The organism is Sphaerisporangium siamense, assembly GCF_014205275.1.
Lineage (GTDB): Bacteria > Actinomycetota > Actinomycetes > Streptosporangiales > Streptosporangiaceae > Sphaerisporangium > Sphaerisporangium siamense.
Genome location: NZ_JACHND010000001.1, coordinates 720,933 through 740,198 on the forward strand (window position 1 = coordinate 720,933; position 19,266 = coordinate 740,198).

Below are 19,266 nucleotides of genomic sequence, written 5' to 3' on the forward strand. Positions count from 1 at the left end.
GGGCCGCCCTCCGCCGCCCGGATCATCCGCCCGCCCGGTCGGCGACCATGCCGAGCGCGGCGCGGATGTCGCTCAGGACCTCCGCGGTCAGCCGCTCGCTGTCGTGCAGCAGCCGCTCCACCTCGCCGTCGTGGGCGGCCCCGCGCGGCCCCGGGACGGGCACGCCGGCCGTGGCCGTCGTTGGCGCGGCGGCGGGGGCGCGTGCCAGCAGCGGCGCGACCAGGAGCGACGCCCGCGGCCCCTCCAGGCAGGCGTTCATGCGCGTCACCTGGCCCGAGGTGAACATGAACATGGCCGCGTCGTCGGTGTAGTCCATGAAGTTCATGAACATGTCGCCGTTCGGGCCGTTCTCGCAGGTCACGTGCGGGAAGCTCGGCCTGCCGTGGTTGGCGCCCGCCTGGTTCGGCGTGTCGGCGACCTTGTCGTCGCTGCTGCACGCCCCGTCGTCGTCGCCCCAGATGTGGTACAGGTCCAGCCAGTGCCCGATCTCGTGGGTGGCGGTGCGCCCGCCGTCGAACGGCGCCCTCGCCGTCCCCGTCGTCCCGAACGCCGAGTGCAGGATCACCACGCCGTCCGTCTGCGGCGGGCCGCCGGGGAACTGCGCGTAGCCGAGAAGGCCGCCGCCCAGCGCGCACACCCACAGGTTGAGGTACTGGTCGCCGGGCCACGGGTCGGAACCGCCGGTGGCGTGCGACTTCACGCCGTCGTCCCAGGTGAAGACCCGCTCGTCGGTGGCCACCCTGACGATCCCGTCCGTCGCCGCGCCGTCCGGGTCCCGGTCGGCGAGGCGGAACTCGACGCGGGCGTCGGTCACCAGCGGCCGAAACACCGGCGGCACCTCGCCGACGTCGGGGTTGGCGGCGCGGAAGTCCCGGTTGAGCACGGCGATCTGGCTGTGGACCTGGTCCGCGCCGATGTCCTGCTCGGGCGCGGCGTGGTTGTGGACCACGTGCACGACGACCGGGATGGTCACCACCTCCGTCCGCGCCGGGGCCTGCCGTCCCTGCTCGTACCGCAGCGCGCGGTTCTCGATCGCCGCCCGGCGCGCGCGGTAGGTCGTGCTCTCGTTGAGCAGCCTGCGGTGCACCAGCATGGTGCCGCACAGGTCGCGCGTCGGAGGTTGCGGGAAGCCCGGTTCCGTCATGGCCGTCCCTCCTGGTCGAATCGTGGCGCGGGTGCCGCGCCTGTCCCGTCGTGGGAGAGGTGCTTCTGCAGTTCGAAGTTCCTGAACTGGTAGAACGGCCCTTCGGTGCGCAGCAGGCCGAGGCGGTGGGCGTCGTCGAAGAAGCTCATGGCCCGCAACGGCAGCCGCCCCTTCCTGGCCAGCCGGGGCATGGTGACGCTGTAGGCCAGCCAGGCGTGATGGGTCCCGAGGATGAGCCCGATCACGAGCCCGATCAAAAGCCCGCCGACGACCGCGATCAGCCAATTCAGCCCGGCCAGCCCCCCGATGACGCCCGCGATGACCCCGATCACCGCCCCGCTGACCGCGCGGACGAGCGTGAGGTTCATGTCGGCCTTCCAGGTGGAATGTGGCGACCGCGCGGTGGTCGTCTTGGTCGGCCGCTCGACGAACCGGCCGAGGCCGATCGTCAGGAGGAACAACCCCAGTGACACCCCGCCGACCATGAGGGCGCTGACTGCCGTGGCCTCGATCTTGCCCCAGCCCGCGACACTACCGCTCATGCCCCAGCCCACGACCGCGCCGACCAGCCCGACGATCACCCCGTCCCGGAGAGACTGCACGACCAGGCGGCGCCTTCCCCGGAGCTGGAAGCCGACGTGCCCCGGCGCCTCGGTGAACCAGGTCCTGGTCGTGATCACGACGAGGAGCATCACCAGGACGCCGGTCACCACGCCCACCAGTGGCGCCGTCGTCACGAGGCCGAGCACGGTCCCGACCACGGCCCCGGCCCCCACGCCGACCAGCGCACGGACCAAAGTCGTGGAGGTGTAGCCCGCGAGGCGCCACCAGGCCATGTCGCGGGCGTCCTCACCGGAGACCAGGAGCTGGCGGGAGATGTAGGCCAGCCATTGCCGTACCTGATCCGGACTCCAGGAGTGCCGGGGACGGAACGATTCGGCCGCGCCGCCGCGGGGCCGGCGCGAATCGACCACGGCCGGGATCAGCCGGTCGCACAGGTGATCGTTCAGCGTGGCCGCGTCCCCCCGGCCGAGAGTGAGAAGAGGCGTCGGATCCCGCCGTGCGGCGACGTACGCGGCGCGGACCAGCCAAAGACCGAGCGGCGTGCTCGTCACCTCGGCCAGCGCGGGAACGAGGCCCTTCCGCAGCGCGTCCAGGATCCGCGGCCACGGAGGCTTGGGCCTCGGGGGAAGGCATGCCTCCAGGTAGTCGGCGGACACGCCCGGAGAGAGCGGGTGCGGTTCGATGACCGCCGCGGCGGTGAGGACGTCTCCCGCCTCCTCGACGGACTCGGCGAACTGGGCCGTGCGGCAGGTCACGATCAGCTGGTCGGACTCCGACATCGACCGGTTCAGCGCGCACAGGACGCCCACTCTGGCATCGCCCGGCAGCTCGTCCAGACCGTCGATGACGGGGAGCACCTCGCCGCGGATCGCGAGCGTGACCGGGGTGTCGGGGGCGAGTCCTTCCGCGCGCAAAGCGGGGTAGTCCATGTCCAGGCATGCCGCCACCCAGTCGTGCAGTTCCGGGTGGATGTCGGTGTCCCAGCGCGCCGCCGACATCAGGACCGGGACGGGCTCGTCAGGTCGCCGCGTTTTCAGCAACTCCATGATGAGTTGCACGGCCAAGGTCGTCTTGCCCGATCCCGGCTCGCCGAGGATGACGAGGCGACGGCATCGCAGCGCGCGGAAGTCCTCGGCCATGGCGGCGATGTGGTCGGTGAGGCTCGGGAAGCTGACGGAGCCCTCCGCGATCAGGCGGGGGTGGTCCATGAGCTCCTCGTGCTCGGTCGACCGCCACGGCACGGGGATCGGCTCCGGGTCGCCGAGCGACCGCAGGATCGTCTCGTCCCGCGACTGCTCGCCCGCCAGACCGGCGAGGATGTCCTTCGCCCTGTCGATGTCCGTCGGCGTCGGGGCGGGCGGCGGCTGACGCGACTTGCGCCACGCGGCCAGGATTTGGAGCACCCCGTTCATCAGGCCCACGACTCCGCCCGCCGACGACAGGATCTGCGTGGCGTTCAAGGAATCGACCTTATGGCCCCTCGCGGGGGCCACGACGTTGAAGTCGAATAGCAGCAGAATCAGGATGCCGATGGCCAGGAAGACCAGCCCCAGCACCAGAGACCGCTTGGCCGACGATCGTCGCCTCCCGTATAGCGTCGCCATAAACCCATGATGCGATCCGGTGATATCCGGCCGTAACTAGAGGTTGCATACAGAATGGTCTAACAACCGGAAAGTCTCATACGCATGCCCATATGCATGGAAACTCTCCGGCATCAGTCGGCAGAGCCGGCAGAACGACGTCCATTCGCCGGCAGGGTCCCCGTGGCGGCGGCCCGTCCCCGGGCGCCGGGCAGCACCAGGTTGCCGTCCGTGATCAACATGAACCGCTCCAGGCCCGGCACGACGACGTGCACGACCGTGATCTCACCGGGGAGCACGGCCACCGTGCGGTAATAGGGGGTACGGCCGTGCGCGACGAGCGTGGCGACCAGCTCGCGCAGCCGGTCCCGAGGATGCGCGGGGGCGGGCTCCCTGCCCAGGGGCACCGTGCGGGCGTCCCGCAGGTGCGCGGTGAGGTCGAACCGCCCGCACGCGTACAGCTCGGGATGCCGGGCGAGGCCCCTCAGATCACCACGCCGCGCCGACCAGGGCAGAGACTCGGCCGCGACCGTCTGGACCAGCTCGGCGACCGCGCGCCGGGCCGCGTGCGCCGGGCTCGCCGAGGCACCCGAGCCGCGCCGATGCGGCCGGCCGCCGGCCGGGGCCACGTACGCCAGCATGACCGGCACCCCCAGGTCGGTGGTGATGTCCAACAGCCACACCGGCCCCCCGGCGACCCGCTCCGCCCTCGCGAGCGCGCGTGCCAGATCGGACGGCAACGTGGCGGGATCCACGACGGCGGGCCGAAACCGCTCCCGGCCGAGAAAGGCACACACCAGCAGCAGCGACAGCGCGTCACGCTCCACCGTCTCGTTCAGCGCGTGCAACAGCGCCTCATCCGCCGTGACCCCGATCGCCGAGCCACTGTTACAGCTGTAACGCATCAGATGGCCGTAGTCACAGAAATCCCCAACGCGCTCACGCAACCCCACCGCATGCACCTCGACGTACCAGGGACACGACAGGAACAACGGCACCGCGACCCCGGCCCCGCCCCCGAACGCCCGATAGCGACAACAGGCCACCCGCCGACCACCGGCCCCCCAGCCGTCTCCCGCCGCGCCGGACACCTGGGCCGCCTCCACCACCCGCGACCTCCACACCGTGGTCTCCGCCGACGCCGACGCCGAGCCGTCCCCCACCGGCCACGACGTCCACGTTCTGGTCGCCGCCGACTCCGACGTCCGGGCCATGTCCGCCAGCGCCAGGAACCACGGTTCCTCGGCCAGCGGTCCGGCGGCGAGGTGCGCCGTCTCCGCCATCACCACGCACGCGGGGTCGAACCCGGCCGGGCCGGTCATGTGATGCTCAAGGGCCTCGAACACGGCCCCCACCCGGGCCTCGTCGTACGGCCCTTTGCCCATCCCGTGCGCCGACGGTGGCACGGCCGCGTCCGCGGTGCGCAACCGGCAGGCGACGGCGCACGGCTCGCCGTCGCCGGCCGACTCGCCATCCCCAGGCGACCCGGCATCCCCAGACGACCCGGCATCCCACGGCAACTCGCCATCTCCGGGAGACTCGCTGTCCCTGGGAAACTCCCCGGGCGACTCGGCGTCCCCGGCCAGAACGAGAACCTCGGGTGTCAGTCCGAGCCGGGCGAGCGCGGCTCTAACGCGCCGCTCGGCCTCCGGCAGTGCGACGACCCGCTCCTCCGGCGTCCTTCCCTCGGAGGAGTTCTTCGAGCCGCTCATTCTCGGCGTCCGTCAGTTCCTGACCTTCCGCGTCCAGCGACTCGGCCTTCGTGTAGTCCAGTCCACGACCCATGACATCCGCCTCCCCTCTACAGGCTCCCGTGCCCCGGCGCCCCTCCCGCGAATACCACGAGCCCGCATATACCGTTGAACGCCCTTAACCCCCCGCACGCCAATACAACTCGACGAAACCCTGCAGACCCGAAAAATCCCTTTACATCCGTTCAGACGCGGCGTGATACCGGCCGGGACCGACACCCACGCCGAGCCATCTCAGTGCTTCCAGCGGATGCGCCGGGCGATCTCGTCCGGGGCGGCCCCGGCGAACAGGGCGATCTCACCACGGCGAACGGTCGCGACCGTGTCGATGACGGCCTCGCCGAAGGCGTCCTTCAGCGTGGCGTCGGCCTCGAACGCCGCCACGGCCTCCTCCAGCGAGGACGGCAGCGGCGTGACCCCCTCCCGCAGCGTGGCCGGATCGACGTCCACGGGTTCCGGCAGCGCGCCCCCCTCGGCGACCCCCGCGCGCCCGGCGGCGAGCAGCGCGGCCAGCGCCAGGTAGGGGTTGGCCGCCGCGTCGAAGCACTTGACCTCCAGATTGGCGGCCCGCCCGCGCTCGCCCGCCGACCCGGTGACGAACCGCAGCGCCGCCTCCCGGTTCTCCAGACCCCAGCAGGCGTACGCGCCCGCCCAGTGCGAGGGGACGAGCCGCAGGTAACTGGCCACGGACGGCGCGCCGACCGCGAGCAGGGCGGGCAGGCGGGACAGGATGCCCGCGGCGAACCCCTCCCCCTCGGCGGTGAGGCCGTACCGGCGGTCACCGCCCGCCATCAGGTTGGCGCCGTCCCGCCACAGGCTGAGGTGGACGTGCCCTCCGTTGCCCACGCCGTCGGTCAGCACCTTCGGCGAGAACGACGCGCGCAGGCCGTGGTTCAGACTGACGGCGCGGATCGTCTCGCGGACCAGGACGGCGGTGTCGGCGGCCCCCACCGGGTCCTCCGCCGCCGTCGACACCTCGTACTGCCCGGCGGCGTACTCGGGGTGGATCTGCTCGACCGCCACCCCCGACGCGGCCAGCGCCTCGACGATGTCGCGCAGGTAGGCGGACCGCTCGGTGAGCCGCGTCATCCCGTACGCCGGACCGGTGCACGCGGGGACGAAGTCGTCGCCGCCGCCCACGGACGCCGCCCACTCGACCTCGAAGGACGCCCGCACGGAGAAGCCGTGCTCGGCCAGTCGCGCCGCCTCGCGGCGGACCAGGTGGCGCGCGTCCAGTGGATGCGGCGCCCCTTCCTGGTCATAGCGGTCGGCCGGCGCCCACGCCCACCCGGGCAGCGCGGGCATGATCGCCAGCCGGTCGAGGTCGGGGTACAGCCGCAGGTCGCCGACGGGCCCCCCGGCGAAGCGTCCGCTCACGATCGAGTCGTCGAGCAGGAACACGTCGAACACCGGCGACGCGCCGACACCCCACGCGGCCAAGTGCTCCAGCCGCGCGACCGGCACGGCCTTAACCCGAGTCACCCCGCTGGTATCCACCCACGTAACCGCAACCTCCGACACCCCACCCGCGGCAAGCACCCCCGCAGCCCTCCGCGCCACCCCACCCCGCCGCCCACGCTCCCACTCGTCCACCCCGCCATCTTCTCCACCGCGACGGGTCGCGTCGACAGGTTCGGTGATTTGACGCGCTGTGAGGAACCGGAAACGCACGGGATGCGCCCTCACCCCGTGACAAGCGGAACTACGGATGAACGGAAACCGAACAATCGCCTAGAGTGATCAACCTCACATGACGCTGAGAAATGGCGTGCGTTCGGGCAGTCGCCAGGGCGCCGCCGTACGCGGATAGGGCCGCGCTGGCGGGCGACTGCGAGACAGGCGGGCCCGCTCACCGTCCTGACCACGGAAAGTGCCGTGACACCTGGCAATTGACCTCCTTCGCGGCAGGTTCGTGACTTCGCGTTCCACAAATCTCACTGTCGCGGGCATGTCGCGGTGGCGAAACGGGTGTTCAAGATCGGGAAAAGCCGTGCGAATTTTCACGATCGTTCCCTGGGCCAAATATGGCTTTCACCCCGTACCGTTGGTCCCGGGGGTTTTCACAGAGCTGATCCGGGCAGTCCGGTCTGGTTGATGTTGGCCGTTGACCGTCCGATTGGGAGGTCGTGCCCGCTTGGGACGGGCCGCGTACGGCGGTTTCCCAGGTGACGGCGGCTGTCCTGGCCGAAATGACGGATTGGACCCACGGAAGAAGGTCGTGATGACGAACGAGGTCACCGAGAGCAAGGCCGCCGCTCGCGCGCTGGCGGCACGGTTGCCCGGCTGGACCGTCTGGTACGGGGAGCACACCCGGCGTTTCTGGGCGATGCCCCGCACGGCCGTCCCCGCCGGTACGAGGATGGCCGAGGCCGACACGGTCGAGGAGCTCGAAGAGGCGGTCCGCCGCATGATGGGCGCTCCGCCGCGGCAGATCGAGGCCCCGGGGGCACGGCCCGAGATCGCGGCCGGTCAGGCGCCCGTGCCGGGTCCGCAGGCCCCGCAGCAGCACCGCCAGCCCGTCGCCGCCGGCTGACCGCGAGTCGCGCCGGCCGTAGGCGACCGGCGCGGCCCGCGGGCTTCCGTATGCTCGGACGGTGACCATCCCGCGCACTCTCGTCCTGTGGGACATCGACCACACCCTGATGAACACCGCGGGTGCCGGGCGTCGCGCGTACGCCGACGCATTCCAGCTGGTCGCGAGCCGGCCTCTGGAACAGGTGGCCGAGATGGCGGGGCGCACCGACTGGGCGATCACCGTCGACACGTTGCGCATGCACGGCATCGAGGCGTCCGCCGACCTCCTCCAGGTGTTCGGCGACGCGCTGGCCCGCGCCTTCGTCACCTACGAGAGCGCGGTCAGGGAGAACGGCCACGTGCTTCGCGGCGCCCGTGAGGCGCTGGAGGCGCTGGCCGGGCGGGACGACGTCGTGCAGTCCGTGCTCACCGGGAACATGGAGCCCATCGCGATCGGCAAGCTCGCCGCCTTCGACCTCGGCCGCTTCATGGACCTGCGGGTGGGCGCCTTCGGCATGGACCACGAGGACCGCGCCGAACTGGTGCGCCTCGCCCAGCGGCGCGCCACCGACGTCTACGGCCAGCCGTTCGGCCGCGACAACACCGTCCTCGTCGGCGACACCCGCCACGACGTCCAGGCGGGCCATCTCGGCGGCGCCCGCGTCGTCGCCGTCGCGACCGGCGCCAGCGACAGAAACACCCTCCTGGCCGCCGGCGCCGAACTGGTCCTGAACGACCTCTCCGACACCCCCACCGTCGTCCAAGCAATCCTCACCCCCACCAACCGCTAACCCGGCCCGAGATGCTGAGGCTCTCCGAGTAGTTCCTCCTCGGCAGGGTGGAGGGCTCGTAAGATCCCGGTATGGCGGAGGTCTTGGTGCGCGATGGGGCGTGGGTCTTCGATGGGGAGACCGTTCGGGTCACTCCGTCTGGAGACCGGCATGTTCACAAGCTCCGGCGGCTGGTGGGTGAGCGGTCGGTGCCGCTCATGGCCGTGGCGGGGATCACCTATGAGCCGGGCCGCAAAGGGGGACGGCTCAGGCTGCGCCTCCGTGAAGGGGCCGACCCGTTCGAGCAGGCCACACGGGGGCGCATCTCCGACGCCGGCGACCCGTACCAGCTCGCCGTCGACCAGGACCGCACCGGCGTGGCGGAGTACTTCGCCGACGAGGTGCGCAACGCGCTGCTGATCGAGCAGGTGCCCGACGGGCCCTGTGACCACTACCTGCTGCCCGGCCCGGCGGTGCCGCTGACGGCGACGGCGGGGGACGGCAGCGCCGTGTTCGACGGCTCGACGGTCCACCTCGCCTGGAACTGGGCCACCGAGTCCGGCAAGCGGTCGGCGGGCGCGCAGCAGATCGCGCTGAAGGACCTGGAGGGCGTCGACTGGTCGCCGTCGGCGGGGCTGGAGAACGGGCACATCCGCTTCCGGGTCCGGGGGGTGACGACACGGCAGCAGCCCAAACACGACCCGTTGTGCCTGGTCCTGTGGGGCATGGAGAAGGAGACGCGGACGTGCGCGATGCTGATCGCGGCGATCACGGCGCGGCTGCCGCATCCGTTCGCCCCGAATGACGCGCCGTGGCACGCGGACGCAGCACAGACGGACGGCTCGGGACCGGCGCGGGCGCTGACGGGGCCGGAGACGGCCGACGGGGGCGACCCCGACGCCCTGCTGCGGCGGCTGCGCGAACTCGGCGACCTGCGCAAGGACGGTGTGCTCACCGAGGAGGAGTTCACCGCGGCGAAGCAGGCCCTGCTCCGCAGACTCTGACCCGTCGTTGACGAGTGCGGCTGGAGACGGGCGGCGTCAGTCGGGCCGGTGGGTGGGTGGGGTGGTCAGCAGTTCGTGCAGGCGTTCGGCGAACGTGACCGGCTCGGCCAGGTAGCCGACGTGGTCGCCCGGGAACTCGGCCGGCTGGGCGCCGAGGCGCTCGGCCACCGCCAGGGCGGCCTTGTACGGCATGTACGGACGGCCCTGCACTCCTCCGGCGACGATGACCGGCGCTCCGCGCAGCGCCTCGACGTCGGGGACGTAGGCGGAGAAGGACCGCACCTGGTGGCGGAAGAAGAACTCCATGTTGGCCGCGACCCTGGCCGGCATCCGGCGCGCCTCAGGCGGCAGCTCTGCGCCGGGGTCGAACTGCCGGGGCAGGTTCATGGCCTCGGCGAACTTGCGCAGGGCCGCGCCGGTGCCCTGCTCGGCCTGGGTGTCGTGCACCTCGCGCAGGAAGGCGGTCCAGTGGGCGGCGTCCGGCAGGAACGACACGACCGGCGGCTCGTGCGCGACGAGGGTGCGCACCTGGCCGGGGTGGCGTGCGGTCAGGTCGAGGCCGATGAGGGCGCCGGAGCTGCTGCCGAAGACGTGCGCGGGCCCGCCGCCGACCTCCTTCAGCAGCAGTGAGACGTCTTCGGCGTACACCTCGATACGCTGCTCACCGAGTTCTTCGAGCAGCGTGCTGCGTGAGCTGCCGCGCGGGTCGAAGGTGACCACCGTGTAGCGGTCCTCCGGGACGCGGGCCAGGCGGGCGTACGCCTGGGCGTCGCCGCCGCCGCCGGGGACGAGCAGGAGCACGGGGCCGACGCCCCGTACCTCGTAGTAGATGTCCGCGCCGGGCACACGCAGGGTCGAGGTGCGCATGGCAAGCCCCTCTCGGTCGCCGTCTCGATGGCGATTGTCAATCTAGGTTGACATGCTGATCTCCGTCAATCTGGATTGACACCCGCCGTGCCGGCACGATCACGGCCACCGGGCGGCACGAGATCTCACGGCAGCCAGGACACCCGGCCGCGCAGCAGTCCGTACCCCACGAAGGCCACGGCGTCGATCAGCGTGTGCGCCACCACCAGCGGCATTGCCCGACCCCACTTCTGGTACAGGCGCCCGAACAACAGCCCCATGGCCACGTTGCCCACGAACCCGCCGAAGCCCTGGTACAGGTGGTAGGACCCGCGGATCAGCGACGACACCGCGACCGCGCGCCACGGCCCCCAGCCGAGCCCGGCCAGCCGGTGCAGTAGGTAGCCCGCGACGACGACCTCCTCCAGCACGCCGTTCTGCGCCGCGGCCAGCAGCAGGACGGGCACACGCCACCAGACGTCGGGCAACTGGTCGGGCACGACGTCGAGGTTCACGCCCGCGCCGTAGGCGATCAGGTAGAACACCAGCCCGGTACCACCCACGACCGCCGCGAGGACGGCACCCCTGAGCAGGTCGCGCCCCGGCTCGCGGGCGTCGGCCCCGATCGTGCGCAGCGAGCCGTACGAGCGGGCCAGCAGGTAGGCGACGAGCGCGACCGGCGCGAGGGAGACGGCGATGTCGACGAGCTGCAGCGTGAGGTCGAACCACGGCCGTCCCGGCGCGCGGGTGCCGACGAGCACGGCCTGCTGGCCGCTGAGGGCGCGGGGCGCGGTCAGCGAGCCGATCAGGGAGACGAGCGCGCGAAGGCCGCTGGCGCCGAGCGACACCGCGAAGACCACGAAGATCTCCATGCGGGCGAGCCGGGGGGTGAGCTCCGCCGCGCCGCCGAGCGCCTGAGACGGGGAAGAGGCGTGCATGCCCGCAGCGTAGCCCCGGCCTCGTAAACCGGCCGTCCGCACACCTCCCGCCGATCCAGAATCCACACCTCTCCGCGACCCACGGCCACGCCCACGCCCCCCAGTGATCCAGCCCACGGCTCTCCGTGCTTCAGGGCCCGCCCCTCTCCGTTCTCCACGGTCCACGCCTCCCCATGAACCGGCCTACGCTCCTCCGTGGCCCCGCACCTCTCCGCGATTCAGGGCCCGCGCCTCCCCCGTTCTCCACGGCCCACGCCTCCCCGTGATCCGGCCCACGTTTCTCCGTGACCCCGTGCCCCTCCGTGACTCAGGGCCCATACCTCTCCGTTGTCCGCGGCCCACGGCTCCCGGTGATCCGTCCCCCACACCATGGGCAAGGCGGCGCCCATCTCGAACACCTCTTCGAAAACTTGTTCATGACCTGCGGGTTCGCGTTGCGGGAGTAGCGACGGGTTGATATTGCTAGCGCTAGCGGCCCACCGATCGGATCAATGATCTTTTTGGTGGGAGGTGGGCCGCGTGGCCAGATCGAAGCGGTACAAACTGGTGCGCGTGCTGGAGGACGCCGCCACGGTCGTCACGGCGACGACGGGCCTGCTCGGGCACATGTCCGGCCTGCTGCGCCAGCTCGTGATGATCGTCGGCTGGCTCGTCCTGCTGGCCGGCTCGATCCGCCTGCTCGTGGACCCTCCGCCCGCGCTCTCCCCCGAGCACTTCCTCGCCCCCGCGGCCGGCGCCGCCGCGATCTTCCAGGGCGTGATCAGGCCGTGGCGGTCGTCCGAGCGACGACGGCCCGCCGTCGAGGAGGCCGAAGAATGACCGCGTCCCACCGCCGGGCCAGGTCACCGGTCGTGCGCGGCGACGCGGTCGTGCCGGACGGCGCGCGTGGGCCCGGCGGGCCGAGGGTGGGAGTAACGCGCCCACCCTCGTCGGCCACGCGGCCGGTTTCCGGCCTAGCCTCGAACCCCTGGAGACGGAGAGACCGCTCGGGCGGTTCCCGCGGACCCGCCGCGCCCCACTCCGGCCCGACTACCGCAGTACGCCGGACGGGCCCCGCGGGCGCATGGTGCGCCCGACCCGCTCACCAGCCCCCCACCTGCCCGAGTCCTGATCGACCAACGCGCCGGACACTCGGCGCGTCCCCTCGCCGCGCGATCTCAACCCGCGGACCACACACCCGTACGACGCGTGCTCCGCCATGCCCGCGCGGCCCGATTTATTGGAGTGACACCCGCGATGACGGTAGAGACACCCCTGTCTGGTTCATCACCGGCTGCTCGACCGGCCTCGGCCGGGCGCTGGCCACCGCCTTGCGCCTCGCCGGTGAGGGGCCACCAGGTGTCCCGGCTGGACGCGCTGCTCACCGACGAGTGGGACCGGATGATCGACGTCAACGTGCGCGGTCTCCTGCACGGGGTCGCCTCCGCGCTGCCGCACTTCCAGCGGCAGGGCGGCGACCACTTCGTCACCGTCGCCTCGATCGGCGCCCACCAGGTTTCCCCGACGGGAGCGGTCTACTGCGCCACGAAGTACGCCGCCTGGGCCATCACCGAGGGCCTGCGCCCTGGAACTGGACCCGAGCATCCGCGTCACCACGGTCTCCCCCGGCGTCGCGGGAGGCGATGCGGACCTACCGGGCGAACTCCATCCCGCCCGACAGCATCGCCGGGGCCATCTCCTACGCGATCGGGCAGCCGCCCGGCGTGGACGTCAACGAGCTCGTCATCCGCCCGGCGAGGCAGCGCTGACCTGACGGGTCACTCGCCCGCCTGGTGGGCGAGGAGGATTCTGACGGCGTTGACGGTGCTGTGGCCGCGCCATTCGAGGGCCGAGGCCGGCGACTGGGCGGCGAAGTCCACGACCCAGTCCCCGTCGTCCCGCTGCCCGGCGGCGAGCCGCCTCAGGTCCTCGGCGACGACGGCCTCGGGGAGGCGGTGGCGCAGGGGGCGGCCCGGCCATGGGGAGATGTCGAGCGGGCGCAGCACCTCGTCCTCCAGGCCGCCTTCGACGGGCAGCGTCCCGTCCTCGGGCAGGCGGGCGGCGAGCCGTTCGAGGTGGGCGGCGGTCTCGGGCATCGCGTCCTGGATCGCGTCGAGAAACGCGAGGGAGTAGCGGAGCTCGTACGCCGTCATGCGCGCGTCCCGGGCGATCTCGCGCAGGCAGAACGCGGTGACGCGCGCCAGCCAGGCATGGTCACGCACCGCCTTGTCGTACCGCGCGACCCGGTGCGCGGCCGCGGCGACGGCGGCGGTGATGTGCAGGGACGACGCCGAAGGGTCCGCGCCGCGCCACCAGGGGGCGGTCCCGGCCGGCTCGGCCACCGGCAGCGCGAAGGGCAGCCCACCGTCGGGCAGGGTGACGGAGGTCAGCCAGTCGCACAGCGCCGGGGCGAGCCCGCCCGGGTCCGATCGCGCCTCTTCCAGCACTTCGAAGGCGTGCAGCGCGCCCGCGGGCTGGCTCTCGGGCGACCGCAGGTCGGGCTCAAGTCCCCAGCCGAAACCGCCGTCGGGGTTCCGGTAGGCGGCGAGGGCCGCGAACAGGGCGTCCGCCGACGCGTCCCTGCCGGTGGCCACGGCGAACCGGTGGCGGTCGAGCACGCGGGCGTGTGTGGCCAGAAAGGTTTCCGCTTTCGCGAGCTTCACGTCGAGTTCCATGCCGCCCATGCTCGCCCACGCCGAGCGGGGCCGGCTTGTACGTATCGGACATGTCGCGGGCCACTCCCCACCACCCGGAACCCGCCGTTCCAGACGGATCCACATATCAAGTGACATGCGAAAACAGCCGAGTACAACGGACAAGTGGTCCTTGACGGCGAACACCCCTGACAAGAGGATGCTCTTGTCCTTACCGGCCCGAGACAGACCACCGAGCGCAACCCTGCGCACAGAAGCAAGCGCCCGACGGCCCGGTGATGCCGTGATGAACGCCTCCGGAGACGACGCCGAGACCGCCGCGCCTAAGACCGCCGCGCCCCGAGGCCCCCGAGCCGATCGCCCCCCCGCCCACGGCTCGACCGCGAGCCGATCGCACCTCGCTCGCAACCCGGGACATGAGCCAGGCCCGCCCCGGCCACGCGGAAGGACTACCACCGCGCGCCAGCACCCACCCACCGCCCCCGGACCACCCGCGCGAGACCCCAGCGAGCCCGCAAAACCGTCAGAGGCCCATAACCGGGACGGAGACCCATAACCTCGACAGGACGCCATCCCCGCCAGAGGTCCACCCCGACAGAAGCCCATGAATCCGACGGAGCTCCAACGCGCCAGAGCTCCATCCCCAACAGAAGCCCGCGAACCCGATAGAGGTCCAACCCCGACAGAAGCCCGTGAACCCGACAGAGAGGTCTGCTTCATGAGCATCGTCGCCGACAGATCCGCCGAGGCCGGGAACCGGCGCGTCGCCGAGCTGGGGCTCGTCGGCGTGGCCGTGTGCTTCGGCTTCACGTTCACGATGATCCAGGACGCGATCCGCGACATACCGCCGTGGACGTTCATCGCGTTCCGCTTCCTGCTGGCGGCGGCCGTCCTCCTCGTCCCCTACGGCGCCAGGCTCCGGCGGCTCCCCGCCGCGGGGTGGCGGGCCGGGCTGGTCCTGGGGCTGCTGCTCACCGCCGGGTACGCCTTCCAGACCATCGGGCTCGGACACACCACGGTCTCCAACGCCGGCTTCATCACCGGCCTGTACGTGGTCCTCACCCCGATCCTCGCCTGGCTGATCCTCCGCCAGGCGATCAGCGCCTGGGTGTGGGGCTGCATCGTCCTGGCCGCCTTCGGTCTCTTCCTGCTGTCCGGCTTCGGTGGCGCATGGCACCCGCTAGGCGACGCGCTCACCATGCTGTGCAGCCTCGCCTTCGCCGCCCACATCATCGCCACCGACCGCGTGATCCGCCGATTCCCCGTGGGCCCCCTGGTGACGGTGCAACTCGGCGTCGTCGGGATCGTAGCCCTGGGCGCCTCAGCGATAACCGGCGACCTCACCCCGCCCGCGAACGCCGACGTCTGGTGGGCCATCGTCTTCACCGCCGTCGTGGCCAGCGCCATCGCCTACTTCATCCAGTCCTACGCCCAGCGCCGCACGTCCCCCGTCCGCGCCTCCTTGATCCTCGCCACCGAACCCGCCTTCGCCGGCGTCTTCGGCTTCTGGCTGGCCGGCGACCGCCCCACCCCCCTCGGCTGGACCGGCGCCGCCCTAATGCTCCTCGCCGTCCTCCTCGCCGAGGCTCAGTCCCTCTTCAAAACTCCACGCACCCGCCAAAACAGCCGGGACCGCGAGGTCGTCCCACAGGACCGACCATAACGTCAAATATTACGCGCAACAGTCACATACCATCACGGGACCCGAAAATTCCGGCCAATCAGACATGTTGCAGAGCATCTACTCGACAATAAGTCGGGATTCGGACACGACAGAATCCAAACCTTTTTCGTAACACCCAAGTTCATGATCTGATCGCTAGGTTCGGGAGTGTCAGGAGTTTCAATCAGCGTGCCGATGGGATGATTCGCACCATGAGCGTCGTCGTCGATCTGCTCGACCGGCCGACCTACACGATGTCACAGGTCGATCGTCTGATCGGCCTACCCGGGGGCACCGCGCGACGCTGGATTGACGGATATTCCCGCAATAACCGCACATATGAACCGGTCGTTCGCCAGTGCCATACCGGTGAAACCACGGTGACATGGGGCGAGTTCATCGAGACGCGGTTGCTGGCCGAGTATCGCGACGCGGGTGTTCCCATCATCAACATGCGGCCGGCGATAACCAAGCTCCGGACCGAAACCGGATCACAGTATCCCCTGGCCCACTCGGCCAACTTCGTCACGCCCTATGGCAAAGAACTCGTGGGGCGAGTCCAGGAGCAGGTCGGCCTGCAGAGCGAGCTCCTACTCGTGGTTCCGCGCAACGGACAGCTCGTCATGGCCGACCCCGTCGAACTCTTCATCAAAGCCGTCGAGTTCGACGAGGGCACCGCCGCCCGCCTGCTCGCAGATCTGAGAACCCCTGCGGTCAAGATCGACCCGGTGCGCGCCTTCGGAGAACCCGCCGTCCGATCCGTCCCGACCGAAGTGATCGCCGAACAGGTCCGCGCGGGCGACCCCGAGGAACTGATCGCCGAACTGTACGAGCTGCCACTCGAACAGGTACGGCAGGCAGTCCTGTTCGAAAAGCTGCGCAGCGCCTGACCAAACGGAACGTCATGCCCCCCATCGACGTACGTGGTGTGCGCTTTTTCGTTGACGAGACGTCTCTCGGCGTCGGCAGGGCGCTCGCCCTCCTGCGCAGGGACGTCATTCACACCAATCACCCGCTCATCCCGGAAGTGCCCCTTGGCTCCCTGGACGACGACTGGATCCCCAAGGTCGCCGCCAGAGACCTTGTCGTCATCACACGGGACAAGCGCATCCGAACCAAGCACGCGAAGGCCATGCTCTATGCGGCGCACAAAGCCCGCGTCTTCTGGATCGCCGGCAAGAGAGACCTGTCCAACTGGGACACCATGTGCCTGCTCACACGCCGCTGGGAAGACATCGAGCGCGAGATCAAGGAACACGGCCCCGGCCCCTGGTTCATGGCGATCAACGACTCGAAGCTCAAAGAGATGCAGATCCACGGGCGCACCTCGTAGCGACGTCCATGCCTGAGACCGCCACCACTCGAACCTGATCAGGCAGCACGAGGCGGCGGCGTCAACCGGCACGTCGGCCCCGAAATGCGAGGACGCGGACGACGTGGCAGGCATCCTGTTGGACGACGAGAGTGGGAGATGAACATGGATGGTCCTGACCGGCTGCGGAGTAATGGCATGCCCGAGTACATGGTGGAGCGGAACCCCGGCTACTTCGAGTATCAACTACCCATATCCGTGAAGCTGGTGGTCGACATCGGGGGAAGGGTTCCACTCCTCATGAACGAGCGTGACGAGTGGGAACTGCCGGGCGGGAAGCTCGAAGTCGGAGAGACACCGGAGGTGTGCGTATGCCGCGAGGTTCTGGAAGAGTTGAACATCACCGTGAGCGTCGAAGAGATCATTGACACCTGGGTCTATGAGATCAGCCGGCTGCGGCACACCTTCATCGTGAGCTACGGAACCACGTACAACGGCGACGAGCAGATACGCAGCTCGAACGAGCACAAGGAACTCGGCCTCTTCCCCTACGCCGACGTACCGGCCCTGCCCATGCCAGAGCCCTACAAGCGCACCATCCGGACCTGGGAGAAGATCATCGCGCAGCGGTGACACCGGCACGATCCCCAGATCCGGAGAGGTTCCACTCTTACCGCCACCCCCGGGCACGGTGGCTGCGGACCAGGTGTACTCCTCCCGCGCCAACCGTGCTGAGGGCGTGCACCGGGGAGATGTTCACCGTAGTCAGCGCGTTCACCGCATCGGCGACGGACGGATTATCCGGCCACCTTCACCTATCCGTCAGGGGAGCTTCTTCACTGGCTGAGCCGGTTGGCCCGGGCCTGGGAGGAGGTCTATGTCGGTCGCGTGCATGGGGCGGTCGCAGGCCGAGCAGTGCAGGTCGACGTGGGCGATCTGGCCGCAGGCGTGGTGGCGGTAGAGGACTGGGGGGCCGGCTTCGCCGGCGGTCCAGCGGTCGCCCCAGCGGACCATTACCAGGAGTAGGTCGCACAGTTCGGTGCCCTTGGTGGTGAGCACGTATTCGTGGCGCGGGGGGCGGGTGGAGTATTCGCGGCGTTCCAGGACGTCGTTGTCGACCAGCCATTTCAGGCGTTCGGTCAGGACCTTGCGGGAGATCCCGAGGTCCTGCTGGATCTGCTCGAAGCGGGTCATCCCTACGTAGACGTCCCGAAGGATGAGCGGGGACCACGGCTCCCCGATGACATCGAGGGTGCGGGCGATCGAACAGGCCATGTCGCCGAAGCGGGTGCGCTGCATGCACACGATTCTAGCTCAGTAGGTTCCCTCAGGGAACTGAGTCTGGTAGCGTCCGTTCCCTGAAGAAACTAACTAGGAAAGGGGCAGCCGATGAACCGTCCACCCGTCGTCTCCGTGGAGGAGTGGCAAGCCGCGCGGGACTCGTTGCTGGTCAAGGAGAAGGAACTCACGCACGCGCTCGACGCGCTGGCCGCCGAGCGGCGCCGGCTGCCGATGGTGCGGTTAAGTACGGATTACGCGTTCACCGCGCCGGACGGCGCCACGGTCGGTCTCACCGACCTGTTCGACGGCCGCCGCCAGTTGGTGATCTACCACTTCATGTTGTCGCCGGGGCACGACCATGTGTGCACCGGGTGCGCGTCCTTCGCCGACAACCTCGCGGACCAGCCCCACCTCAACGCCCGTGACACCACCTTGATCCTGATGTCGCCCGCGCCCCGGCAGGAGATCGACATAGTGCGCCAGCGGTTCGGCTGGACCGTCCCCTGGTACTCGGCCTATGACAACGACTTTTACCCCGACCTCGGCCTCGGCGGCCTTTTCGGGTTGAGCGTGCTGCTCCGCGATGGGGATGAGGTGTTCCGGACGTACTACACCACTGCGCGCGGGGTCGACCGGCTCCGGCTGGACTTCAACCTGCTCGACCTGACCCCCTACGGCCGGCAGGAGCAGTGGGAGGACTCTCCGGCCGGGTGGCCGCAGGATCCGACCATGAGCTGGCTCAGGGCCCGAGACGAGTACTAGGAGTTCACGATGGCACGGACCCTCACCCCCGCGGAACGCGAGAGCTTCCTGGCGGAGCCCCGCATCGGCGTGCTCAGTGTGGCCGGCGACGACGACCGCCCACCGCTCACCGTCCCCGTCTGGTACGCCTACCAGCCCGGCGGGAACATCACCTTCTTCACCGGCACGCAGGGCCGCACGGCCCGCAAGACCCGCCTGCTCGAACGCGCCGGGAAGCTCAGCTTCTGCGTGCAGCGGCCGGAGGCCCCGTACAAGTACGTCACCGTCGAATGCACGGTGGTCGGTGCGGACCGGAAGCCGACGGTCGCCGACGTCGTCACGATCACGAGCCGTTACCTGCCCGAGGACGTCGCACACGGCTTCGCCGAGGGCGAAGTCGGCAACCCCTCAGGCACTTTCGTGCTGTTCACCGCACGGCCGGACCGCTGGCTGAGCTTCGACTTCGGCGCGGAATAGGCTCCCGGCATCCTGCGCGTCCTGCTGCCTGGCCCTTCGCCTGTC

Annotated in this window: 19 protein-coding genes and 1 pseudogene; 12 read left to right on the forward strand and 8 right to left on the reverse strand. The window is 70.2% G+C overall.

Annotated features, from left to right (window positions below; genetic code table 11):
• Positions 1–22: 22 nt before the first annotated feature.
• The 4 genes from BJ982_RS03295 to BJ982_RS03310 all read right to left on the reverse strand — a co-directional run bounded on the left by BJ982_RS03295 (position 23) and on the right by BJ982_RS03310 (position 6,524).
• A complete protein-coding gene (locus BJ982_RS03295) occupies positions 23–1,144 on the reverse strand; it encodes a zinc metalloprotease (protein WP_203959265.1) in 1,122 nt (373 codons plus the stop codon).
• Positions 1,141–3,312, reverse strand: a complete 2,172-nt coding sequence (locus BJ982_RS03300) for an NACHT domain-containing protein (RefSeq protein ID WP_184876422.1) — start codon at positions 3,310–3,312, stop codon at positions 1,141–1,143. The genes BJ982_RS03295 and BJ982_RS03300 overlap by 4 nt, the downstream gene beginning before the upstream one ends.
• A gap of 113 nt (positions 3,313–3,425) precedes the next feature.
• Positions 3,426–5,003 (reverse strand): YcaO-like family protein, encoded by a 1,578-nt coding sequence (locus BJ982_RS03305; RefSeq protein ID WP_184876424.1) that lies wholly within the window; start codon positions 5,001–5,003, stop codon positions 3,426–3,428.
• A 273-nt stretch (positions 5,004–5,276) separates the two neighbouring features.
• Positions 5,277–6,524, reverse strand: a complete 1,248-nt coding sequence (locus BJ982_RS03310; RefSeq protein WP_275411726.1) for a type I glutamate--ammonia ligase — start codon at positions 6,522–6,524, stop codon at positions 5,277–5,279.
• Positions 6,525–7,263: 739 nt separating this feature from the next.
• On the opposite strand from BJ982_RS03310, the gene BJ982_RS03315 reads away from it, so the two are divergent.
• The 3 genes from BJ982_RS03315 to BJ982_RS03325 all read left to right on the forward strand — a co-directional run bounded on the left by BJ982_RS03315 (position 7,264) and on the right by BJ982_RS03325 (position 9,330).
• Positions 7,264–7,575: a hypothetical protein gene (locus BJ982_RS03315; RefSeq protein WP_184876428.1), complete on the forward strand. Its 312-nt coding sequence runs from the start codon at positions 7,264–7,266 to the stop codon at positions 7,573–7,575.
• A 61-nt stretch (positions 7,576–7,636) separates the two neighbouring features.
• Positions 7,637–8,347, forward strand: a complete 711-nt coding sequence (locus tag BJ982_RS03320; protein WP_203959263.1) for an HAD family hydrolase — start codon at positions 7,637–7,639, stop codon at positions 8,345–8,347.
• Between the two features lie 71 nt (positions 8,348–8,418).
• Positions 8,419–9,330 carry a DUF4429 domain-containing protein gene (locus BJ982_RS03325; RefSeq protein ID WP_184876430.1) on the forward strand — a complete coding sequence of 304 codons (912 nt, stop codon included), beginning with the start codon at positions 8,419–8,421 and terminating at the stop codon, positions 9,328–9,330.
• 36 nt (positions 9,331–9,366) lie between these two features.
• On the opposite strand, the gene BJ982_RS03330 is transcribed toward BJ982_RS03325, so the two are convergent.
• Both BJ982_RS03330 and BJ982_RS03335 read right to left on the reverse strand, forming a co-directional pair.
• Positions 9,367–10,197, reverse strand: coding sequence for an alpha/beta fold hydrolase (locus BJ982_RS03330; RefSeq protein WP_184876432.1), 831 nt, complete (start codon positions 10,195–10,197; stop codon positions 9,367–9,369).
• A gap of 125 nt (positions 10,198–10,322) precedes the next feature.
• The gene (locus BJ982_RS03335; RefSeq protein ID WP_184876434.1) at positions 10,323–11,114 is read right to left on the reverse strand and encodes a CPBP family intramembrane glutamic endopeptidase; all 792 of its coding nucleotides are present in this window, start codon (positions 11,112–11,114) and stop codon (positions 10,323–10,325) included.
• 519 nt (positions 11,115–11,633) lie between these two features.
• Between BJ982_RS03335 and BJ982_RS03340 the strand changes: the two genes are divergently transcribed.
• The 3 genes and pseudogenes from BJ982_RS03340 to BJ982_RS38900 all read left to right on the forward strand — a co-directional run bounded on the left by BJ982_RS03340 (position 11,634) and on the right by BJ982_RS38900 (position 12,862).
• On the forward strand, positions 11,634–11,933 hold the full coding sequence (locus tag BJ982_RS03340; protein WP_184876436.1) for a hypothetical protein: 300 nt from the start codon (positions 11,634–11,636) through the stop codon (positions 11,931–11,933).
• Between the two features lie 561 nt (positions 11,934–12,494).
• Positions 12,495–12,617, forward strand: a pseudogene (locus BJ982_RS38895) (oxidoreductase); the annotation flags it as partial.
• Between the two features lie 119 nt (positions 12,618–12,736).
• Positions 12,737–12,862 carry a hypothetical protein gene (locus BJ982_RS38900; protein ID WP_260413627.1) on the forward strand — a complete coding sequence of 42 codons (126 nt, stop codon included), beginning with the start codon at positions 12,737–12,739 and terminating at the stop codon, positions 12,860–12,862.
• A gap of 9 nt (positions 12,863–12,871) precedes the next feature.
• Here BJ982_RS38900 and BJ982_RS03350 read toward each other — a convergent pair whose 3' ends face one another.
• Entirely contained in the window at positions 12,872–13,768 is an 897-nt protein-coding gene (locus BJ982_RS03350; protein ID WP_184876438.1) for a hypothetical protein, read from the reverse strand.
• 697 nt (positions 13,769–14,465) lie between these two features.
• On the opposite strand from BJ982_RS03350, the gene BJ982_RS03355 reads away from it, so the two are divergent.
• The 4 genes from BJ982_RS03355 to BJ982_RS03370 all read left to right on the forward strand — a co-directional run bounded on the left by BJ982_RS03355 (position 14,466) and on the right by BJ982_RS03370 (position 17,355).
• Entirely contained in the window at positions 14,466–15,410 is a 945-nt protein-coding gene (locus BJ982_RS03355) for a DMT family transporter (protein ID WP_184876440.1), read from the forward strand.
• A 212-nt stretch (positions 15,411–15,622) separates the two neighbouring features.
• Positions 15,623–16,300: a DUF433 domain-containing protein gene (locus BJ982_RS03360; protein WP_184876443.1), complete on the forward strand. Its 678-nt coding sequence runs from the start codon at positions 15,623–15,625 to the stop codon at positions 16,298–16,300.
• A gap of 14 nt (positions 16,301–16,314) precedes the next feature.
• Positions 16,315–16,743, forward strand: a complete 429-nt coding sequence (locus tag BJ982_RS03365; protein WP_184876445.1) for a PIN-like domain-containing protein — start codon at positions 16,315–16,317, stop codon at positions 16,741–16,743.
• A 177-nt stretch (positions 16,744–16,920) separates the two neighbouring features.
• A complete protein-coding gene (locus BJ982_RS03370) occupies positions 16,921–17,355 on the forward strand; it encodes an NUDIX domain-containing protein (RefSeq protein WP_239123259.1) in 435 nt (144 codons plus the stop codon).
• 189 nt (positions 17,356–17,544) lie between these two features.
• Here the strand turns inward: BJ982_RS03370 and BJ982_RS03375 are convergent, their stop codons facing one another.
• Positions 17,545–18,021, reverse strand: a complete 477-nt coding sequence (locus tag BJ982_RS03375) for a winged helix-turn-helix transcriptional regulator (RefSeq protein WP_184876447.1) — start codon at positions 18,019–18,021, stop codon at positions 17,545–17,547.
• 90 nt (positions 18,022–18,111) lie between these two features.
• On the opposite strand from BJ982_RS03375, the gene BJ982_RS03380 reads away from it, so the two are divergent.
• Both BJ982_RS03380 and BJ982_RS03385 read left to right on the forward strand, forming a co-directional pair.
• Positions 18,112–18,765: a DUF899 domain-containing protein gene (locus BJ982_RS03380; RefSeq protein ID WP_184876449.1), complete on the forward strand. Its 654-nt coding sequence runs from the start codon at positions 18,112–18,114 to the stop codon at positions 18,763–18,765.
• Between the two features lie 9 nt (positions 18,766–18,774).
• Positions 18,775–19,221 (forward strand): pyridoxamine 5'-phosphate oxidase family protein, encoded by a 447-nt coding sequence (locus BJ982_RS03385; protein WP_184876451.1) that lies wholly within the window; start codon positions 18,775–18,777, stop codon positions 19,219–19,221.
• Positions 19,222–19,266 lie beyond the last annotated feature (45 nt).